Below are 24,026 nucleotides of genomic sequence, written 5' to 3'. Positions count from 1 at the left end.
GGCGCCGCCCGGGGGTGAGGGCTTCTTCGGGGGTGGGGCGTTCGGTGTGTTGCGGGCGACCCTGATCACCGACGCTCACCCCCGCCCACCCCTGACAGCCCCCCCGTCCGCCCCCAGGGCCTCTCCACCCCTGGGTGGAGGCGGGCCGGTTCCGGGTTCCACCCGTGATCCACCCCGGCTCCGATCCCCTGGCCTGCGGACTTCCGTAGCTTCGAAGGCGTCGGCAGCACTCGCTTCCGGCACCGCCCTCTCGCTCACGGAGGTCCAGATGCCCGGGCTCGTCAACGTGCTGGTGATCGTCGCCGTGGTCGCCCTAGTGATCGCGCGGCAGTTCCGCGCCCGGCCCATCGGCACGGACCGGCGCTGGTGGCTGCTACCCGTGATCCTCGCCGTCGTCTCACTGCGCGAGCCCGGCGTCCTCGATGCCCACCACCGGGCCGAATCCGCCGTACTGCTCGTGGTGGAGCTGTTCATCGGCCTGGTCACCGGCGTCGGCTGGGGCTGGACCACCCGTATCTGGACCGCGCCGGACGGCGTCGTGTGGACAAGGAGCAGCAAGGCGAGCGGCGCCGTATGGATCGTGGGCATAGCCCTGCGCGCCGGGGTCTTCGCCCTCGGCTCCGCTCTCGGCGTGCACCAGGACAGCTCCGCGCTGATGCTCGGCCTCGCCGGCACCCTGCTGGTCCGCGGCGCAATCCTGGCCTGGCGGGCGCAGTCCCTCGGCGCCCCGAGCCACCCCGCCCCCAGCCACCCCGCCCCGAGCCGTCCCGCTCCGAGCCGTCCGGCTCCGGCGTACGGTGACGACGAGCGGTCGGCGTGGAAGGAGCGCGTGTGACGGAGAACGCTTGGACACGCTGGCCGTCACGAGAAGCGCTCGGCCGCTCGGGAACCACCCGTCCCCGGCGCATGCTCGCGTGGGCCGTCCGACTGCTCGTGCTGGCCGTGCTCCTGTGGGGCGCCTTCAGCCAGAGGCACGTCGGGCTCTGGGAAGCACTCGCGGCAGCGGCGGCGATCCTCCTCGTCGCCCTCGTCTCCTGGGCCTTCTTCCGGACCACCTACGCGCACCGGCTGGTGCCCTCCCTCGTGCTCATGGGCGTGCTCCTGGTCATCGCGGTCGCGGCGGAGGCCACGGGATTCACCGGGCCGGCCCTCGTAATCTGGTGCGGCTGTGGAGTCGGCGCGCTGGAGCGGCTGCCGCTGGGGGCCGCGGTCCCGGTCGCGTCGGTGGCGCTGGCCTCGTACTCCGCGTTCACCAGCGACGTCTGGCTGACCACGGCCGCCACCGTGACCGGCATGGCCCTCGCCGGGTACGTGCTACGGCTGGACGCGGAAGCCCGCGGCAGTGCGCAGCGGCTCCTCGCCCAGGAGCGCGCCGCCCGCGCGGCCGAGGCCGAGTCCGCAGCACTGGCCGAGCGTGCCCGCATCGCACGGGAGATCCACGACGTGCTGGCGCACAGTCTTTCCGCCCAGCTCGTGCACCTGGAGGCGGCGCGGCTGCTGATCGAGAGCGGCGCGGATCGCGAGCGGATCCTGGAGCGGGTGGTGGCCGCCCGGGGCATGGCCCGCGACGGCCTCGCCGAGACCCGGCAGGCCCTGTCCGCGCTGCGGGGCGAGCTGACCCCGCTGGAGGACTTCCTGGCCGAACTCGTCAGCACGGCAGGAGGTGCCCAGGTCACCGTCACAGGTGAACGCAGACCCGTCCCGGCCGAGGCGTCCCAGGCCGTGCGGCGCGCTGCCCAGGAAGCCCTGACGAACGTCCGCAAGCACGCGCAGGGCGCCAGGGTGACCGTGCGGCTCGACTACGGCGAGCACGAAGTGACGCTGGACGTCCGGGACTCGGGCGGCGAAGCGGGGGAACTGAACGGTTCCGGGGGCGGGTACGGTCTGCTGGGCATGCGTGAGCGCGCCGAACTGCTCGGCGGTTCGCTGGACGCGGGACCGGGTGAGGAGGGGTTCGTGGTGACGCTGAAGGTGCCCGTATGACGCGGACGGAAGGGGAGCGGAAGCCCGCGCGGGTGGTGGTGGCCGACGATCAGACCGTGGTCCGCGAAGGCATCGCGATGCTGCTCGGGCTGCTGCCCGGCGTGGAGGTCGTCGGGGCGGCGGGAGACGGGGAGGAGGCGGTGCGACTGGTCGGGGAACTGGCCCCGGACGTCGTGCTGATGGACCTCAGGATGCCCCGCTGCGACGGCGTGGAGGCCACCCGGCGAATCCGGGAGCAGTACCCGGGCACGCAGGTCGTGGTGCTCACCACCTACGCGGACGACGATTCGCTGTTCCCCGCGCTCAAGGCCGGTGCCCGGGGTTACCTGACCAAGGACGCGGGCGGGGACGAGATCGTCCGTGCCGTGCACAGCGTGCTCTCGGGGGACGCGGGGCTGTCGCCGAGTGTCCAGCGGCGGTTGCTGGAGAGACTGTCGCAGCCCGAGCCCGAGCCCGTGCCGGTGCCCGCGGCCGGTGAGGCGCCCGACGGGCTGACCGCACGCGAGACCGAGGTCCTGGTGCTGATCGGCGAAGGGCTCACCAATCAGGAGATCGCCCGCCGGCTGCATGTGTCGACCGCGACCGTGAAGACCCACATCAACAACCTCTTCGCCAAGACGGGGCTCAAGGACCGGGCGCAGGCCGTGCGGTACGCCTACAGCAAGGGGCTGGTGCGACCACCGACCGGGTGAATCACCTGATGGGGTGAAGAGCCGGAGGAAGAAGAGTCAGGGATCTATCCGTTCTGTCCATCCTTGGGCATGCAGTCAAGCAACGGTCGCCCCCGCGGAGTCGGGGACGGTCCCGAGAGATCGGCCGGGAACCAGGAAGACGACGGCGCGTCCTCCCGTGACGTGGCGTACGAGGACCCATGGCATGGCACATCGGCCTCGGGCTGGGGCGAGCTGGACGGCGCGGGCATGCCGGCGCCTGCCGTGCCGTCCGCGCGCGCTGAGCCCGGCGCGGCGGCGGCGCGTGCCCGCGACGTGTACGTCGAGGTGCAGCACAGCGAGGCGTTCCAGGAGGTGCGCGGCAGGTACCGGCGGTTCGTGGTGCCGGGGGTCACGGCCTTCCTGGCGTGGTACGTGGCCTATGTGGTGGCCGCGACGACCGCGCCGGGACTCATGGCGCGGCCGGTGGTGGGGGCGGTGAACGTGGGGATGCTCGCGGGGCTCGGGCAGTTCGTCACCACGTTCGTGTTCACCTGGGCGTATGCGCGGCACGCGCGACTGCGCCGGGACCGGGCCGCGCTGGAGTTGCGCTGGGACACCCAGGAACTGGCCCGCGGAGCGCAGGGAGGGAACCCGTGACCGGTGATCATCAGACGCTGGCCCTGCTGCTGTTCAGCGGGTTCGTGGCGGTCACTCTCGCGATCACGACGTGGGTGAGCCGCAGGCGGCACGGTTCGGCGGAGGAGTTCTACGCGGGCGGGCGGCTGTTCTCCCCGATGGAGAATGGTTTTGCCATCGCGGGGGACTACATGTCGGCGGCCTCCTTCCTGGGGATCAGCGGGCTCATCGCGCTGTACGGGTACGACGGGCTGCTGTACGGGGTGGGGTTCCTTGTGGCGTGGCTGGTCGTGCTGTTCCTGGTGGCCGAACTGGTGCGCAACTGCGGGCGGTTCACGCTGGCCGACGTGGTGGCCGCCCGGATGAGCGAGCGGCCGGTGCGGATCGCCGCGGGAACGTCCTCGGTCACGGTGTCCGTGCTGTACCTGGTGGCGCAGATGGTCGGCGCGGGCAGTCTGGTGGCGTTGCTGCTGGGGCGGACGAGCGGCGCGGCCCAGGCATGGACGGTCATCGGTGTCGGCGCGCTCATGGTGATCTACGTGTCGTTGGGAGGGATGCGGGCCACCACCTGGATCCAGATCGTGAAGGCGGTCCTGCTGCTGAGCGGGACGGTCGTGCTGACCGTCCTGGTCCTGCTGCGCTTCCACGGCGACGTCGACCGGCTGCTGCTCACGGCGGCGGAGCGCAGCGGCCGGGGCAGGGCGTTCCTGGCGCCCGGGCTGAAGTACGGCGGGGACTGGAACTCCCGGTTGGACTTCATCAGCCTGGGGCTCGCCCTGGTGCTGGGCACGGCCGGGCTGCCGCACATCCTGTCCCGCTTCTACACCGTGCCGACCGCGCGGGCCGCCCGCCGCTCGGTGGTGTGGTCCATCGGCCTGATCGGCGGCTTCTACCTGATGACGATCGTCCTCGGCTTCGGGGCGGCGGCGGTGGTCGGGCCGCAGGCCGTACGCGGATCCAACGCGGCCGGGAACACGGCGGTGCCCCTCCTCGCCCTCGACCTGGGCGGCGGAGCGGGCTCGACCGGGGGCACCGTGCTGTTCGCGGTGGTCGCCGCCGTAGCCTTCGCCACGATCCTCGCGGTGGTCGCGGGCATCACGCTCGCCTCCTCCGCCTCGGTGGCCCACGACCTGTACGCGTCACTGCGCCGCCCAAGCGGCACGCCCCGCAGCGAGGTGGCCGTGGCCCGGTGCGCGGCGGTCGGCATCGGCGCCGTGGCGATCGGACTCGGCCTGCTGGCCCGCGATCTCAATGTCGCCTTCCTCGTCGGCCTCGCTTTCGCGGTCGCCGCCTCGGCGAACCTGCCGGTCCTGCTCTACTCGCTGTTCTGGTGCGGCTTCACCACGCGGGGCGCGGTGTGGGCGGTGTACGGCGGGCTGCTCCCGGCGGTCGGGCTGGTGCTGCTCTCCCCGGTGGTGTCCGGCAGCCCGGACTCCCTGTTCCCCGGCGTCGACTTCCAGTACTTCCCGCTGGAGAACCCGGGCATCGTCTCCATCCCGCTCGGCTTCCTCGCCGGCTGGCTGGGCACGGTGACCTCGGACGAGGTCCCGGACGAGGCCAAGTACGCCGAGACGGAGGTGCGTTCGCTGACCGGGGCGGGAGCCGTGTAACCGGACCGTGGGCGGGTCATGGCGCCACCCAGGCGTACCGGTGTTCCGGGCGGCCGGTGTCGCCGTACTTCAGCGAGAGGCGCAGACGGCCCGCCTGTTCGAGGTGGCGGAGGTAGCGCTGGGCGGTGGAGCGGCTCAGGCCCGTGCGGGCGGCCACCTCGTGGGCCGAGAGCGGATGGCCGGCGCGGTGCAGGACACCGCAGATGAGGTCGGTGGTGGGCTCGGAGTGGCCGGTCGGCAGGCCGGGTGCGGAAGGGGCGGGGGCGGTGCGCAGGGCGCCGAAGATCCGGTCGACCTGTTCCTGGCCCGTCAGGCCCCGCCCGCCCACCCGGTCGACGGTGCGGCGCAGGGCGGCGTAGGAGTCCAGGCGGGTGCGCAGCGCGGCGAAGGTGAAGGGCTTGACCAGATAGTGCAGGGCGCCCAGGCGCATCGCCTGCTGGACGGTCGTCACATCGCTGGCCGCCGTGATCATGATGACGTCGGTGCCATGGCCCTGCTCGCGCATGCGGTGCACGAGTTCGAGGCCGGTCTGGTCCGGCAGATAGTGGTCGAGCAGCACCAGGTCGATGGGACCGCGTTCCACCGCGGCCAGGGCCTGAGCGGCACTGTGCGCGCGGGCGGCCACCCGGAAGCCGGGAACCTTCCCCACGTACTTGGCGTTGATCTCAGCGACACGGAAGTCGTCGTCGACCACCAGGACGTCAATCATCAGGCCTCTCCTAACAAGGCCGGCGAGCGTTAAGCCCGTGTTTCGGCTCCGCAGTTGTAGCGCGAGCAAAAAGAGCACAACAGGTGCTTGCGAGCAAAAGAACGGCTTGTGCTCACAAGACTCCTGCTGGGCCCGGGGCCACACCTACCGTCCCGGCCCATGAGCGCACACACCAGCCCCGCCATCGAGCTGCGGGGCGCGAGCAAGACCTTCAGAACCCCGTCCGGGGGACTGCACACGGCGGTGCGCGGCCTGGACCTCACCGTGGAGCGCGGCGAGTTCGTGGCCGTCGTAGGACCGACCGGATGCGGCAAGTCCACGACGCTGACCCTGGTCAGCGGCCTGGAGGAGCCCACCGAGGGCGAGGTGCTGGTGGCCGGGGAACCGGTCGACGGCGTCGGCGACAAGGTCGGCTTCGTCTTCCAGCAGGACGCCACCTTTCCCTGGCGGACCGTGCTGTCGAACGTCATGGCCGGCCCGCGGTTCCGGGGCGTGCCCAAGGCGGAGGCCAAGCAGAGGGCCCGCGACTGGCTGGCCCGGGTCGGGCTCGCCGCCTTCGAGGACCGCTATCCGCACCAGCTCTCCGGTGGTCAGCGCAAGCGGGTCGCCCTGGCGGCCACGTTCGTCAACGACCCCGAGATCCTGCTGATGGACGAGCCGTTCTCGGCGCTCGACGTGCAGACCCGCGCGCTGATGTCGGACGAGCTGCTGGAACTGTGGGAAGGCACCGGCGCCTCCGTCGTCTTCGTCACCCACGACCTGGAGGAGTCCATCGCGCTGGCCGACAAGGTCGTCGTGATGACCGCCGGGCCCGCGACCGTGAAGCAGGTCTTCGACATCGACCTGCCCCGCCCGCGCAAGGTCGAGTCGGTGCGGCTGGAGCCGCGGTTCATCGAGATCTACCGCGAGATCTGGGAGTCCCTCGGCGAAGAGGTCCGCATCACCCGCGAGAGGGGCGCCGCCAATGTCGCCTGAGGTCCTCAGCACCCCGGTCGTGGACACCGTCAAGACACCCGATCGCGCGCGGAGCCGCGCCAAAGCCGCACGCCGGCGCAGGCTCCTCGTCAACGTCGTGCGCGTGGTGCTCCTGGTGGCCGTCCTCGGACTGTGGGAGGTGTTCTCCCGCGCCAAGGTCATCGACCCGTTCAACTTCTCGATGCCCTCGAAGATCTGGGACCAGATCTGGACCTGGGTGACCCACGGGACGGCGCTCGGCTCCCTGGGCGAGCAGATCTGGTACACGCTGTACGAGGCACTGCTCGGCTGGATCCTCGGCGTGGTCGCCGGTGTGCTGCTCGGCATCGCGCTCGGGCGGATCAGGTTGCTCGCCGAGGTTCTTGGTCCCTACATCAAGGTGCTCAACTCGATCCCCAGGATCGTGCTGGCGCCCATCTTCCTGATCTGGTTCGGTCTCGGACCGTCCTCCAAGGTGGCATCCGCCGTGGTGCTCGTCTTCTTCCCGGTGTTCTTCAACGCCTTCCAGGGCGCCCGCGAAGTGGACCGCAACCTGGTGGCCAACGCCCGCATCCTGGGCGCGAGCGACCGCAGGGTGACCCTCCAGGTGGTCATCCCGTCGGCCACCTCCTGGATCTTCACCAGCCTGCACGTCAGCTTCGGCTTCGCGCTCATCGGCGCCATCGTCGGCGAGTACATCGGCGCCACCAAGGGCATCGGGTTGCTCGTCTCGCAGTCGCAGAACACCTTCAATGCCGCCGGCGTGTACGCCGCGATGGTCATCCTCGCCGTCGTCGCCCTCGTCGCGGAGGGGCTGCTGACCTTCGCCGAGCGCCGCATCTTCCGCTGGAAGCCCACCGGTTCCGACAGCTGACCGGCTTCCCCGCCACTCCCCGCCCTTCCCGCACCGCCCACTCACAAGGACGTGAACCCGCATGCGCAAGACCGCCAGACACGCCTCCCTGGCAGCCGCCGGACTGCTCGCCCTCTCCTCGCTCACCGCCTGCGCCAACGACGCGGCAAGCTCCACGGCCGACACCGGCAGCGGCGGGGGCGGCGGAAAGGGGGAGAGCGTCAAGATCATGGTCGGCGGCCTGGACAAGGTCATCTACCTGCCCGCGATGCTCACCCAGCGCCTCGGCTACTTCCAGGCGGAGGGGCTGAACGTCCAGCTCCTCAGCGAGCCCGCCGGGGTACAGGCCGAGACCGCGCTCGTCTCCGGCCAGGTGCAGGGGGCGGTCGGGTTCTACGACCACACCCTGGACCTTCAGGTGAAGGGCAAGTCGGTGGAGTCGGTCGTGCAGTTCTCGCACGCGCCCGGCGAGGTCGAGGTCGTCTCGAACAAGGCCGCCGGCGACCTCGCCTCGCCCAAGGACTTCAAGGGCCGCAAGCTGGGCGTGACCGGGCTCGGTTCCTCGACCGACTTCCTCACCAAGTACCTGGCGGTCAAGAACGGAGTGAAGGTCAGCGACTTCACGCCGGTCGCGGTGGGGGCCGGACCCACGTTCATCGCGGCGCTCCAGAAGGGCGCGATCGACGGCGGCATGACCACCGACCCGACCGTCGCGACGATCCTGGACAAGAAGGCCGGCAAGATCCTCATCGACATGCGCACCCCCGAGGGTTCGCAGGAGGCACTGGGCGGGCCGTACCCCTCGTCAAGTCTGTACATGCAGACGGACTGGGTGAACGGACACAAGGAGACCGTTCAGAAGTTGGTCAACGCATTCGTCAAGACGCTCAAGTGGATGTCCACGCACAGCGCCGACGAGATCGCCGCCAAGATGCCCGCCGACTACTCCCAGGGCAACAAGGCGCTGTACGCGCAGGGCATCAAGAGCACCCTTCCGATGTTCACCGACGACGGCGTGATGCCCCAGAACGGTCCCGAGACCGTAGAGAAGGTCCTCAAGGCGTTCAACCCCAACATCAAGAACGCGAAGGTCGACTTGAGCAAGACGTACACGACGGAGTTCGTCAACGCGGTCAAGTGACCATTGCCGCGTCAATGTGAACGCGCTCAGGCGCGGGTCGCCCACACGTAACGGTGTTCCGGGCGGCCCGCGTCGCCGTACTTCAGGGTCAGCCGCGCCCGGCCCGTGCGCTCCAGGAGCTTCAGATACCGCTGGGCGGTCTGCCGGCTCACCCCCGTCCGCTCGGCGATCTCCTGGGCGGACAGGGGCTGTTCCGCGTTCAGCAGCGCCCGGCGCACCAGCTCGGCCGTCGTGGGGGAGTGCCCCTTGGGCAGCCCGGGCTCCGACGAGGCGGACAGGGCGCCGAAGATGCGGTCCACCTCCGCCTGCTCGGCCTCGCCGCCGCCGTCCAGGGTGCGCCGCAGCTCGGCGTACGCCTCCAGCTTCGCCCGCAGACCGGCGAAGGCGAACGGCTTCACCAGGTACTGCAGCGCGCCGTGCCGCATGGCGGCCTGCACGGTCGACACGTCCCGCGCGGCCGTCACCATGATCACGTCGGTCTGGTGGCCGCGCCTGCGCATCTCCTGGACCACCGACAGACCCGTGTCGTCGGGCAGGTAGTGGTCCATCAGGACGAGATCCAGCCGGGGCAGCGCCTCGACCTGGCGCAGCGCCTCCGCCGCGTTGTGCGCCTCGCCGGCGACGCGGAAGCCGGGCACCTTCTCCACGTAGGCGGCGTTGACCCGGGCCACGCGGGTGTCGTCGTCCACGACCAGGACCTCGATCATCGGGCTTCCTCCTCGGCGGCGGCAGCGGTCCCGACGGACCCCCCGGGCAGCGCCAGTTCCAGGTCCGGCTCGGTCAGCGCCTCCGGCAGCACCACGGTGAACTCCGCGCCACCGCCGGCCGCCGCGCCTACGGCCGCGCTCCCGCCCTGCCGTTCGGCGAGCCGGCGCACCAGGGAGAGCCCGATGCCCCGCTTGCCGTGCGCGGGCGGCTTCTTGGTGGACCAGCCCTCCGTGAAGACCAGCTCCCGCTGGTCCTCGGGGATCCCGGGACCCGTGTCGCACACCCGGAGGACGACCGTACGGCCCTCCGCGCGCAACTCGACCTCCACGCGCGCGTGCGGTGTGCCCGCGACCGCGTCGAGGGCGTTGTCCACGAGGTTGCCCACCACCGTGACCAGCCCCCGGGGATCGATCAGCCGGTCCGGGAGCCGGGTGCGCTCCGACACCCACAGGGCGACCCCGCGCTCGGCCGCCACGGTCGCCTTGCCCACCAGCAGCGCCGCCAGCAGCGGGTCCTGGATCTTCTCCGTGACCTGCTCGGCGGTGGCCCGGTGGTCCCCGACCACCTCGCCGACGAACTCCACGGCGTCGTCGTACATCTCCAGCTCCAGCAGCCCCAGCAGGGTGTGCATGCGGTTGGCGTGTTCGTGGTCCTGGGCGCGCAGGGCGTCGATCAGCCCGCGCGTGGAGTCGAGTTCGCGTCCCAGCTGTTCCAGTTCGGTGCGGTCGCGCAGGGTCGCCACCGCGCCGCCGTCGTCGGTGGGCATGCGGTTGGCGACCAGGACGCGATGGCCGCGCACGGTGAGCAGATCGGTGCCGGTCACCCGGCCGGCCAGCACGTCCGTCGTGCGGCCCGCGCCGAGCGCTGCGTCCGGGGTGCGCCCGACGGCCTCGTCGCCGATGCCCAGCAGCCGCCGTGCCTCGTCGTTCAGCAGGCGGATACGGCCGCCCCGGTCGAGCGCGACCACACCCTCCCGGATGCCGTGCAGCATCGCCTCGCGCTCCGCTAGCAGCGCCGAGATGTCGGAGAAGGCCAGGTCCCGGGTCTGCCGCTGCACCCGGCGCGAGATCAGCCAGGCGGCCAGCGCGCCCACCGCGAGCGCACCGCCGGCGTACGCGAACAGGCCCGGGATCGCGCTGATCAGCCGCGCCCGCACGCTGTCGTAGGCGATGCCGACGGAGACCGCGCCGACGATGCGGTGGTCGGTGTCGTACAGCGGCACCTTGCCGCGCGCCGAACGTCCCAGGGTGCCCCTGTCGATCTCCATGACCTCCTGGCCGCCCAGGGCGTCGGTCGGGTCGGTGGAGACGCGCCGGCCGATCTCCGAGACGGTGGGGTGCGACCAGCGCACCCAGTTCCGGTCCAGCACCACGATGTACTCGGCGTGCGTTGCCCGCCGGATCCGCTCGGCCTCCTCCTGCACGGGGCCGTCCCTGGTCGGCGGGGTGGTCAGCACGCCCTCGGCGATGTGCGGGTCCTGGGCCGTGGTCTCGGCGATGGCCAGCGCGCGGCGCATCGCCTCCTGGTCCAGCTGCTTGCTCAGCGGGGCGAGGAAGAGCCCGGTCGCGAGCACCGCGACCCCCGCGGCGATCGCCACCTGCATCAGCAGCACCTGGGAGAACATCCGCCGGGGCAGACCGAGGCGCAGCCGGCGGGCGGGGGAGGCGGGGCTCATACCCAAGACGGTACGTGGGGCCGCCGGACGCACCCCAGCGAGTGTGGCGTGGATCTCTTGATCCATGTGTTGATCAGGAGGTGACGACACCTGTGCCCGGTCAGCTCGCCAGCGCCGTCGGCCGCAGTTCGCGCACCTCGACCACGTCCATCCGCGCGGGCGTACCGAGCACCGCCGCGCCACAGCTCTCCGGGCGGGGCGGCAGCGACGTCCCCCGCGCCACGCCGACCCGCCACCGGCGGCCGTCGGCGTGCCGGACGGTGACGGCCCAGCCGGAATCGGTGCCGTCGGTCCGTACGACGCTGAGCACACCCGCCCGGTACTCGCCCGCGGCGGACCGCACGGCCAGCTCCGCCGCCTGGCCCGGCCGGTCCCACGTCGAGCACCCCCGGCACCCCTCCACGACCACACGCCCCTCCTGGACGCCGTGCAGGGCCTCCTTGACGGTGTGCGCCTCGGCGCGGCCGTAGGCGTAGCCGTACGGCAGGACCAGCACCGTGGGAGCGAAGCGATGACCACCCAGATGGGTGACCTCCCAGACCCCGCGCACCCCGGAGTCGACCAGCTCCGTGGCGAGCGGACGGCCCAGCAGGGCGCAACAGCGGTCGCGCTTGCCGTTGGTGCACACGAGCGCCAGCGGATCTCCCCGGTGCGGCCGTCCGCCGAGCACCGTGCCGAAGGAACGGTGGTCGCCCGCTCCGAGACCGGCGAAGTCGAGGTCGAGCAGCCGCCGCGGATCGCGCGTGGCCGCGCCGTGCAGCCACACGCGCCCGGGAACGGTGTGCGCGGCGTACACCTGCCGGATCGGGGGCGTACCCGGGTCGGCGTGGCGCCCGGGGCGCCGGATGAGAGCGATCCGCACGCCGGTCCCGCCGGCGGCGGCCTCCAGCGCCCGGCCCAGGGCGGGGTCCAGGTGACTGGACGTGAGCGCCTTGGCACCCCAGGGGCCGGGCTGTTCCAGCAGCAGCCACGTCGTCGCCGTCGCCGCCGTGCCGGACAGCGGTTCCTCGAAACTCCGGGAGGCGGTCGCACACCTACTCACAGAGGTGAGCCTAACCTGACTTTCCCCGGGGTGACTTCCGGCCCGCCCGTGTCCTAGTCCGGCAGGGGCTGCGGCGGGCGCGGACCGACGTAGTGACCACTGGGCCGCATGCGCAGCGGACGCTCGCCGTACTCCTCCAGGGCGTGGGCGATCCAGCCCGCGGTCCGCGCGACGGCGAAGATCGTCTCACCGGCCGTCGCCGGCATGCCGCTGGACGCGGTGAACACCGCCAGGGCCAGGTCCACGTTGGCGTGCAGCGGGGTGTGCCGGGCGGTCGTCGCGACGATGTCACGGGCCGCGAGCAGCGCGGACTCCGCGCGCGGGACCTGCTCCAGGAGGTCGAACAGCACCCGCGCGCGGGGGTCCTCACCGGGGTACAGCCGGTGGCCGAGACCGGGCACGCGGCGGCCCGCGCGCAACTCGTCGGCGATCACCGGGACCGCCGTCCCCTGGTCGAGCACGTCCAGGAGCATCCGGTGGGCCAGGCCGCTGGCGGCGCCGTGCAGCGGTCCCTCCAGCACGCCGAGCCCGGCCGAGACGGCCGCGTACGCGTGCGCGCGGGCCGAGGCGGCGACCCGCACCGCCAGTGTGGACGCGGCCAGGTCGTGGTCGGCGAGCAGCGCGAGCGCGGTGTCCAGGACGCGCAGGGAGTCCTCGTCGGCCGGGTGGCCGGTCAGCCGCCCCCACAGCCGCTGCGCCAGTGCCCCGCCGTCCCTGTGGTCGGCCCGGACCGGCGGGAGCGCGGCGACGAGGGTCGGGATCAGGACCCGCGCCGTGTTCAGCACGGCGTCCTCGGACAGGTCGAAGCGCAGCGGGTCCTCGGCCGCCGCGGCGATCGCGGCGACCCGCAACCGGTCGACCGGGGAAGCGTGTTCGGACAGGGCGTCCACCGCGCGGCGGGCGACCTCGACGGTGGGCCCGGGCGCGGAGAACGCCGCCCCAGGGGTCAGCCGGCCGGTCCACAGCCACTCCGCGACCTCCTCGTAGGAGTGGCGGGTGGCCAGGTCGACGGCGTCCACGCCCCGGTAGAAGTACCGCTCCTGCTCGATGAGGGTGATCCGGGTGCGGACGGACAGGTCGCCGCCGGACCCCGGGGTCCCGGCCGCCTCGCGCCGGTTGCGGCGGGCGAGGGCCTCCACCTCCCCGGCCTCGAACGTGCTGGACCGGCCGCCGGGTTCGCGTCTGCTGCTGAGCAGGCCGCGGCTCACGTACGCGTAGACCGTCTCGGGCTTCACGCCGAGCAGTTCGGCGGTCTCCTTGGTGCTCAGCCGGCGCCCGGGACGGTGGGGAGCGGTGTCGTGATCGCGCATGGGGTCACCGTAGTGGCAGCACATATGTTGATGCGCTTACATTGATTGAATCAACGTTGACAGGGAAAGCGTCAAGCATGGACAGTCGGATCAAGCACCGGGGGACCCCAAGGAGGAGATCCATGGCCGTCAACGCGTCCGCCCCACCGCTCAGCGCCACCCCACTCGGCGAGACCCCGCTCATCGACGCCCCGCGCGGCCTCGCCGGCGTCGTCGTCGCCGAGACCGAGATCGGCGACGTCCGGGGCCGGGAGGGCTTCTACCACTACCGGCAGTACTCGGCCGTCGACCTCGCGCGCACCCGGAGCTTCGAGGACGTCTGGCACCTGCTGGTCCACGGCACCCTGCCGGACGCCCGGCGCGGTGCCGCCTTCACCGCGCAGACCGCCGCCCTGCGGCGCCTGCCCGAGGACGTCCGCGCGGCCCTCCCGGCCATCGCCGCGGCCGGGCGGCGCTCCGGACCGCTGGCCGGGCTGCGTGCGGCGCTGTCCCTGCTGGGCGCGGCCCAGGGCTTCCAGCCGGTGTACGACACCGACGCCGACCGGCGCCGCGCCGACACCATGGCCGCCTGCGCGGCCGTACCCACCCTGCTCGCGGCGCTCTACCGGCTCGGCCGCGGCCTTGACCCGGTCGAGCCGCGCGAGGACCTCTCGTACGCGGCCAACTACCTGTACATGGTGACGGGTTCGGAACCGGAGCCGCGCCGGGCGCGGGCGATCGAGCACTACCTGATCTCAACCATTGATCACGGATTCAATGCGTCAACCTTCACCGCACGCGTCATCGCCTCCACGGGCGCCGACGTGACGGCCTGCCTGACCGGCGCCGTCGGCGCCCTGTCCGGGCCGCTGCACGGAGGCGCGCCCAGCCGGGCCCTGGACACCCTGGACGCGATCGGCACGCCCGACCGGATCGACGCCTGGATCCGCGAGAGGGTGCTCGCCGGTGAACGGATCATGGGCTTCGGGCACGCCGTCTACCGCACGGAGGACCCGCGGTCCCGGATGCTGCGCGAGATCGCCCTCGGCTTCGGCGGCCCCCGGGCACAGTTCGCGGTGGAGGTCGAGCGCCGCGTGGAAGCGATCCTCGCCGAGCTGAAGCCCGGCCGCGAACTCCACACGAACGTCGAGTTCTACGCCGGTGTGGTCATGGAACTGTGCGGCCTGCCCCGGGAGATGTTCACCCCCACCTTCGCGGCGGCACGGGTCGTGGGCTGGAGCGCCAACATCCTGGAACAGGCCGCCGACTCGAAGATCATCCGTCCGGTGGCGCGGTACGTGGGCCCGGAGCCGGAGGCCGCGGTGCCCACCGCCGGGTGAGCGCGGCGTTCCGGTGCCGCTCGCCTTGCCGCCCCCGCCCGCTGTGGCCTCCCGCGCCTGTGCCCGAGGGCCTCGGGCCCCCGGCCCGCTCGTATCCTTGACGCGCAGTCCACGCCCGTCCGCGCATCGGGCCGCGAACCGGTGCGCTCTGGTACGTCAGAGAGGTCGCCCGTTGGGGAACAGCCTGGCTCGCGGGGGCAGTCCGCAGCAGATCCCGGTCGTCGTGCTCGCCGGCTTCCTGGGATCCGGGAAGACCACGCTCCTCAATCATCTGCTGCACCGCAGCGGAGGCAGCCGGATCGGGGCCATCGTCAACGACTTCGGGGCGATCGAGATCGACGCGATGGCCGTCGCCGGCGCCCTGGGCGACTCGACCGTCTCCCTCGGCAACGGCTGCCTGTGCTGTGCCGTCGACGCGAGCGAACTCGACCTCTACCTCGACCGGCTCGCCGCGCCCGGCACCGGGATCGACGTGATCGTCATCGAGGCCAGCGGGCTGGCCGAGCCCCGGGAACTCGTGCGCATGGTGCTCGCCAGCGAGCACCCGGGCATCGTGTACGGCGGCCTCGTCGAGGTCGTCGACGCCGCCGAGTTCGGCGAGACGCGGGCGAAGCACCCCGAGATCGACCGGCACCTGGCACTCGCCGACCTGGTCGTCGTCAACAAGCTCGACCGCACGGACGACGCCGAGCGGACGCTGGGCGCCGTCCGCGCGCTCACCGGCCGCGCCGCCGTCGTCCCCGCCACCTACGGCCGGATCGACCCCGAGCTCCTCTTCGACTGCCGGCCGGGCGAGGAGCGCCTCGGGCAGCTGTCCTTCGACGACCTGCACGACCACGACGCCGACGGCCACGGATCCGACGGCCACGAAGGCGACGAGCATGCCGGGCATCTGCACACCGGCTACGACAGCCTGTCCTTCACCTCGGACGTGCCCCTGGAGCCCCGTCGGCTCATGCGGTTCCTGGACAGCCGGCCCGAGGGGCTGTACCGGATCAAGGGGTACGTCGACTTCGGGCCCTACGACCCGCTCAACCGCTACGCCGTGCACGCCGTCGGCCGGTTCCTGCGCTTCTACCCGGAGCCCTGGGCGCCCCGCGAGGACCGCCTCACCCAGCTGGTGCTGATCGGCGCCGGCATCGACGCGGACACCCTCGGCAAGGAAATGGAGGCGTGCAGGGACGACGCCCCGCACGCCGACGAACACGGCATGTGGGGCGTCCTGCGCTACGTGCGGGGCCCGGACGAAGCGGATGCCGACGTGGAGGACCCGCCCGCTTAGAGTCAGCGGGGCCCGGCCGGGCGAGCCCCCCGGGGGCCCGCCCGGAGCCCGGCTACAGCACCGGGCCCGCCACCACCGCCACCGTCTTCGCCAGCGACGTGCCCGAGCCGTCGCGGCGCGGGTCCGGCTCCGGCAGGTCCGCCGGGGTGCCGTTCTTCTGCGCCGCGAGCGCGGGCACCGGGCCCGCCCAGGCCAGCGACAGGCAGTCCTCGCCCTTCAGGAACCGCTGACAGCGCACGCCGCCCGTCGCCCGGCCCTTGCGCGGGTACTGGTCGAACGGGGTGAGCTTGGCCGTCGTCTGCACCGAGTCGTCCAGCGTGCCGCGCGAGCCCGCGACCGTGAACACCACCGCGTCCACGGCCGGATCGACCGCGGTGAAGGAGATCACCTTCGCACCCTCGGTGAGCTTGATGCCCGCCATGCCGCCCGCCGGCCGGCCCTGCGGGCGGACGATGGAGGCCTGGAAGCGCAGCAGCTGGGCGTCGTCCGTGATGAACACCAGGTCCTCCTCGCCGGTGCGCAGCTCCACCGCGCCGACGATCCGGTCGCCCTCCTTCAGTGTGATGACCTCCAACTCGTCCTTGTTGGACGGGTAGTCGGGCACCACGCGCTTGACGACGCCCTGCTCGGTGCCGAGCGCCAGACCCGGGGACGACTCGTCCAGCGTGGTCAGGCAGACCACCGTCTCGTCGTCCTCCAGGGAGACGAACTCCGCCAGCGGGGCACCTCCGGAGAGGTTCGGCGCGGTCGTCGGCTCGGGCAGCTGCGGCAGGTCGACCACGTTGATCCGCAGCAGCCGGCCCGCCGAGGTCACCGCGCCGATCACCCCGCGCGCGGTCGCCGGCACCGCCGAGACGATCACGTCGTGCTTGACGCGCTTGGCGCCCGCCGCCGCGGGGAACGGCTCATCGGTCGCCGTACGGGCCAGCAGCCCCGTCGAGGACAGCAGCACCCGGCACGGGTCGTCGGCCACCTGGAGCGGGACGGTGGCCGCCGGGGCACCCGCGGACTCCAGCAGGACCGTGCGCCGGTCGGTGCCGAACTTCTTCGAGACAGAGGCCAGTTCGGCCGAGACCAGCTTGCGCAGCTCGGCGTCCGACTCCAGGATCCGGGTCAGCTCCTCGATCTCCGCGGTGAGCTTGTCCTTCTCCGCCTCCAGCTCGATCCGGTCGTACTTGGTGAGCCGGCGCAGCGGCGTGTCGAGGATGTACTGCGTCTGCACCTCGCTCAGCGAGAAGCGCTCGATCAGACGCTCCTTGGCCTGCGCGGAGTTCTCGCTGGACCGGATGATCCGGATGACCTCGTCGATGTCGACCAGAGCGGTCAGCAGGCCCTCGACCAGGTGCAGCCGGTCGCGCTTCTTGCCGCGGCGGAACTCGCTGCGGCGCCGGACCACGTCGAAGCGGTGGTCCAGATAGACCTCCAGCAGCTCCTTCAGGCCCAGGGTGAGCGGCTGGCCGTCGACCAGGGCGACGTTGTTGATGCCGAAGGACTCCTCCATCGGGGTCAGCTTGTACAGCTGCTCCAGGATCGCCTCGGGCACGAAGCCGTTCTTGATCTCGATGACCAGGCGCAGGCCGTGCTCGCGGTCGGTGAGGTCCTTGACGTCGGCGATGCCCTGGACCTTCTTCGCGTTGACCAGGTCCTTGATCTTCGCGATGACCTTCTCGGGGCCGACCGTGAACGGCAGCTCGGTGACCACCAGGCCCTTGCGGCGGGCGGTGACCGGCTCGACCGAGACCGTCGCGCGCATCTTGAAGGTGCCACGGCCGGTCGCGTACGCGTCCCGGATGCCGTCCAGGCCGACGATCCGGCCGCCGGTGGGCAGGTCCGGGCCCGGGACGTGCTTCATCAGCGCGTCCAGGTCCGCGTTGGGGTTGCGGATCAGGTGGCGGGCGGCGGCGATCACCTCGCGCAGGTTGTGCGGCGGCATGTTCGTCGCCATGCCGACCGCGATGCCCGAGGAGCCGTTGACCAGCAGGTTCGGGAAGGCGGCGGGCAGCGCCACCGGCTCCTGCTCCTGGCCGTCGTAGTTCGGCGCGAAGTCGACCGTGTCCTCGTCGATCGACTCGGTCATCAGGCTCGTCGCCTCGGCCATCCGGCACTCGGTGTACCGCATGGCGGCCGGCGGGTCGTCGTTGCCCAGCGAGCCGAAGTTGCCGTGGCCGTCGACCAGCGGCACGCGCATGGAGAACGGCTGCGCCATGCGCACCAGGGCGTCGTAGATCGACGCGTCGCCGTGCGGGTGCAGCTTGCCCATGACCTCGCCGACGACACGGGCGCACTTCACGTAGCCGCGCTCGGGGCGCAGGCCCATCTCGTTCATCTGGTACACGATCCGGCGGTGCACCGGCTTCAGGCCGTCACGGGCGTCCGGCAGGGCGCGCGAGTAGATGACCGAGTACGCGTACTCCAGGTAGGAGCCACGCATCTCGTCCACGACGTCGATGTCGAGGATCCTCTCCTCGAACGAATCGTCGGGCGGCGGGGTCTTCGTGCTGCGGCGGGCCATCGCTGCCGGCTCCTTGCTGAAAGGATGGACGGAACTGACGCCGACCATTGTGGACCGAGGCAGTGACAACCCGTGCCACGACCCGGTTCAGCGGGCTGCGCCGGGAGCCGGGACCGGGTCCCGGGCGGGTCCCGGGATCCGCTGTGGGCGTACGCCCCGCGGGAACTTCGCCGAGGCCCCGCACGCTTTGCATACAGTGGCAGGAACGGCAGGAAAACCGCGGTTTCCATCAACCGCCTCCGCTCGCGAAGGGACGTACATGCCCATGGGTCACACGACCACAGCCGAGGCAGGCTCCGGGGGCCTGACAGCGACCGAGCACCGCCTGGCCAACGGTCTGCGCGTGGTGCTCTCCGAGGACCACCTGACCCCGGTGGCGGCGGTCTGCCTCTGGTACGACGTCGGCTCCCGCCACGAAGTCAAGGGGCGTACCGGCCTGGCTCACCTTTTCGAGCACCTGATGTTCCAGGGCTCGGCGCAGGTCAAGGGCAACGGCCACTTCGAGCTGGTGCAGGGCGCCGGCGGCTCGCTGAACGGCACCACCAGCTTCGAGCGGACCAACTACTTCGAGACCATGCCGGCCCACCAGCTGGAGCTGGCGCTCTGGCTGGAGGCCGACCGCATGGGCTCGCTGCTGGCCGCCCTGGACGACGAGTCCATGGAGAACCAGCGGGACGTCGTCAAGAACGAGCGCCGCCAGCGCTACGACAACGTCCCGTACGGCACCGCCTTCGAGAAGTTGACCGCGCTCTCCTACCCGGAGGGCCACCCGTACCACCACACGCCGATCGGCTCGATGGCGGACCTGGACGCGGCCACCCTGGAGGACGCCCGCCGGTTCTTCCGCACCTACTACGCGCCGAACAACGCGGTGCTCTCCGTGGTCGGCGATATCGACCCCCAGCAGACCCTCGCCTGGATCGAGAAGTACTTCGGCTCGATCCCGTCCCACGACGGCAAGCCCGCCCCCCGCGACGGCTCCCTGCCGGACGTCATCGGCGAGCAGAAGCGCGAGGTCGTGGTGGAGGAGGTCCCGGCGCGCGCCCTGATGGCCGCCTACCGGCTCCCGCACGACGGCACGCGCGCGTGCGACGCGGTCGACGTCGCCCTGACCATCCTGGGCGGCGGCGAGTCCTCCCGCCTGTACAACCGGCTGGTGCGCCGGGACCGCACGGCCGTCGCGGCCGGCTTCGGCCTGCTGCGCCTGGCCGGTGCCCCCTCCATGGGCTGGCTGGACGTGAAGACCTCCGGTGACGTCGAGGTGCCGGTCATCGAGACCGCCATCGACGAGGAGCTGGCCCGTTTCGCCGCGGAGGGCCCCACGCCCGAGGAGATGGAGCGCGCCCAGGCCCAGCTGGAGCGCGAGTGGCTGGACCGGCTCGGGACGGTCGCCGGCCGCGCCGACGAACTGTGCCGGTACGCGGTCCTGTTCGGCGACCCGCAGCTGGCCCTGACCGCCGTCCAGCGCGTCCTGGAGGTGACCCCGCAGGAGGTCCAGGAGGTCGCCGAGGCCCGCCTGCGGCCCGACAACCGCGCGGTCCTCGTCTACGAGCCGAAGTCCCCGCAGGACGCCCCGGACGCCGGGGTCCCCGAGGACCCGGAGCAGGAAGCGACCGTAGAGGCGGGCCGCGACGAGACCGAGAACGAGGAGACGGCCAAGTGACCGAGCTCGCCACCATGGACTTCCACCCCCAGCCGCGGCCCGGCGAGGCCAAGCCGTGGGCGTTCCCGGCGCCCGAGCGCGGCACGCTGGACAACGGCCTGACCGTGCTGCGCTGCCACCGCCCGGGCCAGCAGGTCGTCGCCGTCGAGGTGCTGCTGGACGCGCCCCTGGACGCCGAGCCGGCCGGCCTGGACGGCGTCGCCACGATCATGGCGCGGGCCTTCTCCGAGGGCACCGACAAGCACTCCGCCGAGGAGTTCGCCGCCGAGCTGGAGCGTGCGGGCGCCACCCTCGACGCGCACGCCGACCACCCCGGCGTCCGGCTGAGCCTGGAGGTGCCGGCCTCCCGCCTGGCCAAGGGCCTCGGCCTGCTCGCCGACGCCCTGCGCGCGCCCGCCTTCGCCGCGAGCGAGGTCGAGCGGCTGGTCCGCAACCGCCTGGACGAGATCCCGCACGAGCTGGCCAACCCCTCCCGCCGGGCCGCCAAGGAACTCTCCAAGGAGCTGTTCCCGGCGACCTCGCGCATGTCCCGTCCGCGCCAGGGCACCGAGGAGACGGTCGAGAAGATCGACGAGGCGGCCGTACGCGCCTTCTACGACCGCCATGTGCGCCCCGCCACGGCCACCGTGGTCGTCGTCGGCGACCTGACCGGCGCCGACCTGGACGCGCTGCTCGACGACACCCTGGGCGCGTGGACCGGTACCCCGGGCGAGCCCCGGCCGGTGCCGCCGGTGACGGCCGACGACACCGGGCGCGTGATCATCGTGGACCGGCCCGGCGCGGTCCAGACCCAGCTGCTCATCGGCCGGATCGGGCCCGACCGGCACGACCGGGTGTGGCCCGCCCAGGTGCTCGGCACGTACTGCCTCGGCGGCACCCTCACCTCCCGCCTGGACCGCGTCCTGCGCGAGGAGAAGGGCTACACCTACGGCGTGCGCGCCTTCGGGCAGGTCATGCGGTCCGCGCCGGACGGCACGGGCGCGGCGATGCTCGCCATCAGCGGCTCCGTGGACACCCCCAACACCGGCCCGGCGCTGGACGACCTGTGGAAGGTGCTGCGCACGGTCGCGGCGGACGGCCTGACCGACGCCGAGCGGGACGTCGCCGTGCAGAACCTGGTCGGTGTGGCGCCGCTGAAGTACGAGACCGCGGCGGCCGTCGCGAGCACGCTGGCCGACCAGGTCGAGCAGCACCTGCCCGACGACTTCCAGGCGACGCTGTACCAGCAGTTGGCGGCCACGGGCACGGTGGAGGCCACCGCGGCCGTCGTGAACGCCTTCCCGGTGGACCGCCTGGTGACCGTCCTCGTCGGTGACGCGTCGCAGATCAAGGCGCCGGTGGAGGCGCTGGGCATCGGTGAAGTGACCGTGGTGGCGGCCGAGTAGACGGCACCGCGGCGGCCGGACGACGGCACGCGCGCGTGGGGCCCTGGTGACCTACGGGTCGTCAGGGCCCCACGTTGTTCCACTCCCTTGCTCAGATGCCCGTTTTGGGGCGGAGGTTGCCTGTCTGCCCTGTGGGATGCGCTACAAAAGGCGGGATGCGTTTGAGGACTGACAGCGTGCTTGCGTAGCTTCGTCCGGGCTGTTCGTCAGGCAGTGCGCCGCACCCGCGGCACCGGACAGTCATCGCCGAGTCCCCGTACGGCGCGAGCCAGGGGAGCCGGGGACCCACCGTCCCTGGGGTGAATCGGGCGTCCGCGCGTGTGCGAGGGGGCCCGTAGGAGACCTTCCTGCTCCGAACCCGTCAGCTAACCCGGTAGGCGAGAGGGAAGGAAAGGACCAGCCACTTCATGGCGTTCATGTGCGCCACCGGGAAGCACCGCAAGCCCGGCCGGGTCAAGCGGACCACCGCCCAGGCGGCCGGCGTCGCGGCCCTCACCACCACCGGTGTGATCGGCACCCTCGCCGCCTCCCCGGCGCTCGCCGCAGGGAACACCGCGGAACAGACCGGCCTCACCCCGGTCGTCGCCGTGTCCGAGGGCGTCGCCGACGAGATCGACGCGCAGGCCGCCGCGCAGCAGCAGGCCGCCGAGCAGAAGGCGGCCGAGGAGGCCGCGGTGAAGGCGGCGGCCGAGCGGGCGCAGAAGATCCGCGCCGAGAAGGTCCGGGCCGCCCGTGAGGCCGAGCGCAAGCGGCTGAACACCTTCGTCGCCCCGATCGCGCACTCCTACGTCTCCACCGCCTACCAGGCGAGCAGCTCCCTGTGGAGCTCCGGAGCGCACACCGGGATCGACTTCCACGCGGCCGGCGGCACGGCCGTCCACGCGGTGGGCTCCGGCACGGTCGTCTCCGCGGGCTGGGGCGGCGCGTACGGCAACCAGGTCGTGATCCGCATGGCCGACGGCATGTACACCCAGTACGGCCACCTGTCGTCCATCGGCGTCGTGGTGGGCCAGAAGGTCGTCCCGGGCCAGCAGATCGGCCTGTCCGGGGCCACGGGCCACGTCACCGGCCCGCACCTGCACTTCGAGGCGCGCACGACCCCCGAGTACGGCTCGGACGTGGACCCCGTCGCCTACCTCCGCAAGCACGGCGTGAACGTCTGACACCGACCGCACGGCTGTCCGAGGCCCCGGCTCACCGAGCCGGGGCTTTCGCTGTTTTTCCCGGTGTCCGCCGGACCGCTGTCCAAAAAATAGCCATGAATTAGGGTCCGCCGTCGGAAATTCCGGCTCATTGGAATAGAGTCGCGGAACACACGTCCATCGTCGACGTTTCACCGGGATGAAGGCGGAGGTCGGTCATGCGTATTCCGGCGCACTCGGTGTGCACGGCCATCCGGGACGACATCGTCGCGGGGGTCCACGAGCGCGGCAGCCGCCTCACCGAGGAAGTCCTGGCCCGCCGCTACGGCGTCTCGCGCGTCCCCGTGCGCGAGGCCCTGCGCACCCTGGAGGCCGAGGGCTTCGTGGTGACGCGCCGGCACGCGGGCGCGTGCGTGGCCGAGCCGACCGAGCAGGAGGCCGCCGACCTGCTGGAGATGCGGACGCTGCTGGAGCCGCTGGGCGCCGCCCGGGCAGCCCAGCGGCGCACGGAGGCCCATCTGAAGGTGCTGCGCGGTCTGGTCCGGCTGGGCCAGGAGCGGGCCCGCAGGGGCGGCAACGAGGACCTGCGCTCGCTGGGCGGCTGGTTCCACGAGACGCTCGCCCAGGCCTCCGGCAGCGCCTCGCTGACCTCGGTGCTCACCCAGCTGCGGCACAAGATCGCGTGGATGTACACGGTGGAGGCGCCGGTCAGCCCGGTCGAGTCCTGGACGGAGCACGCTGCCATCGTGGACGCGGTGGCCCGCGGCGACGCCGAGCGCGCGCGGGCGCTCACGACGCTGCACGCCGAGCGCGCGACGGGCGCGCACCGGCTGCGGTTCTCTTTCGCCGTGGAGCGCGTGAGGACTTCGCAACCTGCCGTAAACATGTCGGGCCCGCGGCATTAACAAGCGCACCGTATACAAAGGAGAGCTATTTTTGGGCCGGGTAATTCCTGCTGCCCGAATTCGTCGTGCGAGAAATTCCCGGAAGGCGCCGGCCGGCGCGGCGGGGGGTAAACCGACGGCGCATCGGGTCGCGTGCGTCCGCATACGGCGAAGCCGCGCCGCCCCGGAAGGCGAACGCGGCTCCGGCGTTCTGTGCGGTGCCCGCTCAGACGGTCTCGGGCAGCTCTTCCAGGCCCTCGGAGACCAGCTTGGCCAGACGGTCCAGGGCGGCGTCGGCGCCCTCGGCGTCGGAGGCGAGGACGATCTCCTCGCCACCCTGGGCACCCAGGCCCAGGACGGCCAGCATGGAGGCCGCGTTGACGGGGTTGCCCCCGGCCTTGGCGATCGTCACCGGGACGCCTGTGGCCGTGGCGGCTCGGACGAAGATGGAGGCGGGGCGGGCGTGGAGGCCCTCGGCCCAGCCGACGTTGACGCGGCGCTCAGCCATGTGTTGCTGCCCTTCGGTGTTCAGGTTGTCTAGACCAGTTTCCCATACCGTGAAGCG

21 protein-coding genes and 1 riboswitch are annotated in these 24,026 nt (G+C 72.0%); of the genes, 14 read left to right on the top strand and 7 right to left on the bottom strand.

Annotated features, from left to right (window positions below; genetic code table 11):
- The first annotated feature begins 268 nt into the window (after positions 1-268).
- The 5 genes from AB0947_RS02105 (at position 269) to AB0947_RS02085 (ending at position 4,882) form a co-directional block, all read left to right on the top strand.
- Positions 269-835: a DUF1453 domain-containing protein gene (locus AB0947_RS02105; protein ID WP_366748354.1), complete on the top strand. Its 567-nt coding sequence runs from the start codon at positions 269-271 to the stop codon at positions 833-835.
- A complete protein-coding gene (locus AB0947_RS02100; protein ID WP_366748353.1) occupies positions 832-1,983 on the top strand; it encodes a histidine kinase in 1,152 nt (383 codons plus the stop codon). The genes AB0947_RS02105 and AB0947_RS02100 overlap by 4 nt, the downstream gene beginning before the upstream one ends.
- Complete coding sequence (locus tag AB0947_RS02095) at positions 1,980-2,675, top strand: response regulator transcription factor (RefSeq protein ID WP_366748352.1); 696 nt, start codon at positions 1,980-1,982, stop codon at positions 2,673-2,675. The genes AB0947_RS02100 and AB0947_RS02095 overlap by 4 nt, the downstream gene beginning before the upstream one ends.
- 69 nt (positions 2,676-2,744) lie before the next feature.
- Positions 2,745-3,293 carry a DUF485 domain-containing protein gene (locus AB0947_RS02090; RefSeq protein WP_366748351.1) on the top strand — a complete coding sequence of 183 codons (549 nt, stop codon included), beginning with the start codon at positions 2,745-2,747 and terminating at the stop codon, positions 3,291-3,293.
- A complete protein-coding gene (locus tag AB0947_RS02085; RefSeq protein WP_366748350.1) occupies positions 3,290-4,882 on the top strand; it encodes a cation acetate symporter in 1,593 nt (530 codons plus the stop codon). The genes AB0947_RS02090 and AB0947_RS02085 overlap by 4 nt, the downstream gene beginning before the upstream one ends.
- Before the next feature lie 16 nt (positions 4,883-4,898).
- On the opposite strand, the gene AB0947_RS02080 is transcribed toward AB0947_RS02085, so the two are convergent.
- The gene (locus tag AB0947_RS02080; RefSeq protein WP_366748349.1) at positions 4,899-5,591 is read right to left on the bottom strand and encodes a response regulator; all 693 of its coding nucleotides are present in this window, start codon (positions 5,589-5,591) and stop codon (positions 4,899-4,901) included.
- Between the two features lie 159 nt (positions 5,592-5,750).
- On the opposite strand from AB0947_RS02080, the gene AB0947_RS02075 reads away from it, so the two are divergent.
- From AB0947_RS02075 to AB0947_RS02065, 3 genes are all read left to right on the top strand, one after another.
- Positions 5,751-6,566: an ABC transporter ATP-binding protein gene (locus AB0947_RS02075; RefSeq protein WP_366748348.1), complete on the top strand. Its 816-nt coding sequence runs from the start codon at positions 5,751-5,753 to the stop codon at positions 6,564-6,566.
- Complete coding sequence (locus tag AB0947_RS02070) at positions 6,556-7,419, top strand: ABC transporter permease (RefSeq protein ID WP_366748347.1); 864 nt, start codon at positions 6,556-6,558, stop codon at positions 7,417-7,419. The genes AB0947_RS02075 and AB0947_RS02070 overlap by 11 nt, the downstream gene beginning before the upstream one ends.
- Positions 7,420-7,480: 61 nt before the next feature.
- Positions 7,481-8,539 (top strand): ABC transporter substrate-binding protein, encoded by a 1,059-nt coding sequence (locus AB0947_RS02065; RefSeq protein ID WP_366748346.1) that lies wholly within the window; start codon positions 7,481-7,483, stop codon positions 8,537-8,539.
- 26 nt (positions 8,540-8,565) lie between these two features.
- On the opposite strand, the gene AB0947_RS02060 is transcribed toward AB0947_RS02065, so the two are convergent.
- The 4 genes from AB0947_RS02060 to AB0947_RS02045 form a co-directional block, all read right to left on the bottom strand.
- Positions 8,566-9,246: a response regulator gene (locus AB0947_RS02060; RefSeq protein WP_366748345.1), complete on the bottom strand. Its 681-nt coding sequence runs from the start codon at positions 9,244-9,246 to the stop codon at positions 8,566-8,568.
- The gene (locus tag AB0947_RS02055; protein WP_366748344.1) at positions 9,243-10,922 is read right to left on the bottom strand and encodes a sensor histidine kinase; all 1,680 of its coding nucleotides are present in this window, start codon (positions 10,920-10,922) and stop codon (positions 9,243-9,245) included. The genes AB0947_RS02060 and AB0947_RS02055 overlap by 4 nt, the downstream gene beginning before the upstream one ends.
- Before the next feature lie 100 nt (positions 10,923-11,022).
- Positions 11,023-11,964 (bottom strand): sucrase ferredoxin, encoded by a 942-nt coding sequence (locus AB0947_RS02050; protein ID WP_366748343.1) that lies wholly within the window; start codon positions 11,962-11,964, stop codon positions 11,023-11,025.
- A 53-nt stretch (positions 11,965-12,017) separates the two neighbouring features.
- The gene (locus AB0947_RS02045; protein WP_366748342.1) at positions 12,018-13,274 is read right to left on the bottom strand and encodes a citrate synthase; all 1,257 of its coding nucleotides are present in this window, start codon (positions 13,272-13,274) and stop codon (positions 12,018-12,020) included.
- A gap of 122 nt (positions 13,275-13,396) precedes the next feature.
- On the opposite strand from AB0947_RS02045, the gene AB0947_RS02040 reads away from it, so the two are divergent.
- Positions 13,397-14,593 carry a citrate synthase/methylcitrate synthase gene (locus tag AB0947_RS02040; protein WP_366748341.1) on the top strand — a complete coding sequence of 399 codons (1,197 nt, stop codon included), beginning with the start codon at positions 13,397-13,399 and terminating at the stop codon, positions 14,591-14,593.
- A 172-nt stretch (positions 14,594-14,765) separates the two neighbouring features.
- Positions 14,766-15,875 (top strand): GTP-binding protein, encoded by a 1,110-nt coding sequence (locus AB0947_RS02035; RefSeq protein WP_366748340.1) that lies wholly within the window; start codon positions 14,766-14,768, stop codon positions 15,873-15,875.
- 52 nt (positions 15,876-15,927) lie between these two features.
- Here the strand turns inward: AB0947_RS02035 and AB0947_RS02030 are convergent, their stop codons facing one another.
- Positions 15,928-18,387 carry a DNA topoisomerase IV subunit A gene (locus AB0947_RS02030; protein WP_366748339.1) on the bottom strand — a complete coding sequence of 820 codons (2,460 nt, stop codon included), beginning with the start codon at positions 18,385-18,387 and terminating at the stop codon, positions 15,928-15,930.
- A gap of 259 nt (positions 18,388-18,646) precedes the next feature.
- On the opposite strand from AB0947_RS02030, the gene AB0947_RS02025 reads away from it, so the two are divergent.
- The 4 genes from AB0947_RS02025 to AB0947_RS02010 all read left to right on the top strand — a co-directional run bounded on the left by AB0947_RS02025 (position 18,647) and on the right by AB0947_RS02010 (position 23,482).
- Positions 18,647-20,050, top strand: a complete 1,404-nt coding sequence (locus AB0947_RS02025; protein ID WP_366748338.1) for a pitrilysin family protein — start codon at positions 18,647-18,649, stop codon at positions 20,048-20,050.
- Positions 20,047-21,435, top strand: a complete 1,389-nt coding sequence (locus AB0947_RS02020; RefSeq protein ID WP_366748337.1) for a pitrilysin family protein — start codon at positions 20,047-20,049, stop codon at positions 21,433-21,435. The genes AB0947_RS02025 and AB0947_RS02020 overlap by 4 nt, the downstream gene beginning before the upstream one ends.
- A 234-nt stretch (positions 21,436-21,669) precedes the next feature.
- Positions 21,670-21,830: riboswitch (cyclic di-AMP (ydaO/yuaA leader) on the top strand.
- A gap of 12 nt (positions 21,831-21,842) precedes the next feature.
- Positions 21,843-22,598: a M23 family metallopeptidase gene (locus AB0947_RS02015; protein WP_366748336.1), complete on the top strand. Its 756-nt coding sequence runs from the start codon at positions 21,843-21,845 to the stop codon at positions 22,596-22,598.
- Positions 22,599-22,795: 197 nt separating this feature from the next.
- Entirely contained in the window at positions 22,796-23,482 is a 687-nt protein-coding gene (locus AB0947_RS02010; protein ID WP_366748335.1) for a GntR family transcriptional regulator, read from the top strand.
- Between the two features lie 205 nt (positions 23,483-23,687).
- On the opposite strand, the gene AB0947_RS02005 is transcribed toward AB0947_RS02010, so the two are convergent.
- Positions 23,688-23,969 carry an HPr family phosphocarrier protein gene (locus tag AB0947_RS02005; RefSeq protein ID WP_030342958.1) on the bottom strand — a complete coding sequence of 94 codons (282 nt, stop codon included), beginning with the start codon at positions 23,967-23,969 and terminating at the stop codon, positions 23,688-23,690.
- Positions 23,970-24,026 lie beyond the last annotated feature (57 nt).

The organism is Streptomyces sp. NPDC047841, from assembly GCF_040704085.1.
Classification (GTDB): Bacteria; Actinomycetota; Actinomycetes; order Streptomycetales; family Streptomycetaceae; genus Streptomyces; species Streptomyces argyrophylli.
The sequence above is the reverse complement of the archived record's forward strand: the minus strand, read 5'-3'. Positions and strand labels throughout refer to the sequence as shown.